The organism is Vibrio sp. V03_P4A6T147 (assembly GCF_002241085.1).
Classification (GTDB): Bacteria; Pseudomonadota; Gammaproteobacteria; order Enterobacterales; family Vibrionaceae; genus Vibrio; species Vibrio anguillarum.
Genome location: NZ_NDIO01000225.1, coordinates 1 through 3,400, shown reverse-complemented (window position 1 = coordinate 3,400; position 3,400 = coordinate 1). Strand labels below are relative to the sequence as shown.

At 44.8% G+C, this 3,400-nt stretch carries 3 protein-coding genes; all 3 read right to left on the bottom strand.

The window, feature by feature from the left end:
* Positions 1 to 215: 215 nt before the first annotated feature.
* The 3 genes from B9J84_RS08950 to ccoG are packed head-to-tail and all read right to left on the bottom strand — an operon-like array spanning position 216 to position 3,297.
* Positions 216 to 815 (bottom strand): thiol:disulfide interchange protein DsbA/DsbL, encoded by a 600-nt coding sequence (locus B9J84_RS08950; RefSeq protein WP_026028316.1) that lies wholly within the window; start codon positions 813 to 815, stop codon positions 216 to 218.
* 30 nt (positions 816 to 845) lie between these two features.
* A complete protein-coding gene (locus B9J84_RS08945; protein WP_026028515.1) occupies positions 846 to 1,832 on the bottom strand; it encodes a serine/threonine protein kinase in 987 nt (328 codons plus the stop codon).
* A 46-nt stretch (positions 1,833 to 1,878) separates the two neighbouring features.
* Entirely contained in the window at positions 1,879 to 3,297 is a 1,419-nt protein-coding gene (ccoG, locus tag B9J84_RS08940) for a cytochrome c oxidase accessory protein CcoG (protein WP_017046352.1), read from the bottom strand.
* Between the last annotated feature and the right edge of the window lie 103 nt (positions 3,298 to 3,400).

The window sequence follows — 3,400 nt, the reverse complement described above, 5'->3', positions numbered from 1 at the left end:
ATTCAATAGTGGTTAAGTATATGAATAAACTTGGATGACGACACGATAAAACTAATCTGACCGTTTTATGAATGAAGAGTGAGCCTTGTCTTAGGCATACATAGTTTTGTGCTGCGATGGCTTGTGTTTCAAGATTGGTTGTATGAGAAAGCGCTGCAAGGTTGAACTTGATTAAGTAAAAATGAGGAGCCGTTGTGCTCCTCATTTGGGAATGATTACTTGGTCAGTAGGTAATTGACCAGTTCGAAGTATTCATTGGTCGATTTAACACCTTGTCCCTGCACCAAATAATGATTGTTAACCACGACAGCAGGCACACCTGAAAGGCCGCTTTCTTGGAACTGTTTGTCAAAGCGGCGCACCATTGAATCGACGGCAAAACCATTAAAGGCGGCATCAAATTTTGCCGCATCAATACCTTCGTCTAGGAAGATTTGACGTAGATCCGCATCATCTCTTGGTGGTTTACGCATCGTGTGGATGCGGTTAAACATCACGGGCACCATTTTGTCTTCAACTTTGAGGGCAAGCATGGTGGCGTAAGCTTTACTCATTGATTTACCCATAGAGCCACCCATAAAAGAAACATGGTTTTTCTGCAGAGTAACCCCTTGTGGGAGCTGCTTTTTCAGTTGGGCGATGATCGGCTCAAAGGTATTGCAGTGTGGGCAGTAAAAGGAGAAAAACTCCGTCACGGTTGGATTTTTAGAGGGTTCAAGATCAAGCACTTTATAATGCTCACCTTCTTTAAATTGGGCTGCATGAGCCGATAAGCTCAGCAGTAAGGTTGCAACCAGTGCAAAAAGCTTCTTCATTGTGTACTCCATTTATTGCTTCAAGGTGACTTACCATTGTGGCATTAGTGAGAGCGTAGGCTCGTCTAATGCTGCTATTTGTTCTTTAAACGCAAGCACTTGGCTTTCCCAATATTTAGGGTCATTAAACCAAGGGAAGGCGAGTGGAAAAGCAGGGTCTTGCCATCGTTTGGCCAACCATGCCATGTAATGCACCATTCGTAGACCGCGTAACGGTTCAATTAGTTTCAATTCGGCTGGATTAAAATCGTGAAACTCTTGATACGACTCTAAGATAATGTCCAACTGCATTCGCTTATCTTGCAATTCGCCATTGAGTAGCATCCACAAATCCTGTACTGCTGGTCCATTGCGAGCATCGTCTAAATCGACAAACATGGGCCCATCTCGCCACAAAATATTGCCTGGATGGCAATCACCATGCAAGCGGATGGCCGCGGATTTTGCTGGCCATTGCTGTTCAATTTTGTTGATCAATAACGATAAGTCACTGAAAAAGGTATTTTGCAAGTGCTGAGGTATAAAGGACGCATTTTCCAATAGCTGTTTGGGTTGATAAAGATACTCATCTAAGCTGATGGTCGGGCGATGAACAAATGTACGAGTGGCACTGATGTGATGAATGCGTCCAAGAAATCGGCCCACGCCTTCTAATTGGTCCATATTGTCCACTTCAAACTGCCGCCCACCCACACTGTTAAACAGCGCGAAATGATAGCCCTGATAGTGATGTAAGGTTGCACCGTTGATGAGCAATGGCTCAGCAATCGGAATTTCCGCCGCGTAAAGCTCGCGTGTGAAATCGTGCTCCTCTTGAATTTGCTCAACACTCCAGCGCTGAGGTCGATAGAATTTCACCACATAGCGTTGGCGTTCTTCATCGATGAATTGATAAACGCGGTTTTCGTAACTGTTGAGTGCCAGAAATCCTGATTCAGCACGAATGCCGATGCTTTCTAAGGCATACCACATGGTATCAGGGGTGAGTGCATCAAAATGGAAAGAAGCTTTGGTCATGATTAAAAAGGGCTCATTACTGAGCCCTTTTCCATTCGTTACGAAGTTAGAGTTTATTAATAAACCGGCTCTCAACTTCTATCGTGAATTGGTTACTGTCCGTGAGTATAAACTGAATCGTCGCTATAGGAGAGCTGAGTTTGTCAGGAGCAACGCCAAGGCTGGTTGGTAGGTTCAATACCTCTCCTGGTTTGACTTGAATGGTTTGTTTACCATACCAAGAGACGTCCGATAGCCCTTTCACGTCAAGCTTATACTCTTGCGTTTGCTGAGTTTTGTTGATGACTTTCAAGGTGTAAGTGTTCTCAATTTCACCATTGCTGTTGGTTTTAAATAGCTGGTTTCTATCACGCAATACACTTAAGCCGACCGGATCAACGCTGGCTACTTGAGCGATGAATAAACCAAACATCACCAGCAGTACCGTGCCATAACCGAGCAATTTAGGCCTGAGTATTTTGGTGTGGTGGCCGGAGAGGCGGTGCTCCGTGGTATAGCTGATGAGCCCTTTTTCATAGCCCATACGTTCCATCGTGGTATCGCACGCATCAATACAAGCGCCGCAGTTAATGCATTCGTACTGCAAGCCATCACGAATATCGATGCCAGTCGGACACACTTGTACGCACAAATCACAATCAATGCAGTCACCTAAACCGAGTGCTTTGTGATCGGCTTTACGAGCGCGTGGCCCACGAGTTTCACCGCGTTTGCTGTCATAGCCAACAATAAAGGTATCTTTGTCAAACATCGCAGACTGAAAGCGAGCATAAGGACACATATGGATGCAGACGATCGAACGCATCCAGCCTGCATTTCCGTAAGTACAAAGGGTGAAAAAGAGTACCCAGAAGACGGGCCAGAAACTTTCATCGAGTGTGAAAAAGTTCACCACGAGTTCGCGTACCGGGACGAAATAGCCGACAAAAGTAAAACCAGTACCGAGTGCAATCGCCAGCCAAGCAATGTGTTTGATGGCTTTTCTTATAGCAAGATTAGCTGTGAGTTTTCCTGAGTCCTGCTTGCGGCGTTTATTGGCGGCGCCTTCGAGTTTTTCTTCAAACCAAATGTAGATAAATGTCCACACAGTTTGCGGGCACAGATAGCCACACCAGACACGGCCAAGAAAAGTGGTAATAAAAAACAGGCCGAATGCCGCAATCATAAACAACAGGGCAAGTAGAGTTAGGTCTTGTGGGTAAAGTGTGGTGCCGAAAAAGTTAAATTGCTGGTGGCCGATGTCGAGCAAAATCGCTTGGCGATCACCATAAGAGATCCACGGTACTAAAGTAAAAAGCAGCAGTAAAAACCAGCCACCATAGCGGCGGAGTTGTTGATAAGTACCTTTACTTTCGCGCACATAAATACGGTTGCTAGGGTTAAAACGGTCACCGTTACCTTTGTGAGTTTTGGGGTTGAATATTTTAGGAGTCACATCCTTTATATCGATTTTGTCCTGACTCATGAAATGATCCTTGTTGGGCTGTAAGGTGTGATTTCTTTTAGTTCACACTCTGCGACATTGCTGTTTTCTCTTTGGGTATAATACCAAGATGAGAAATTATCAT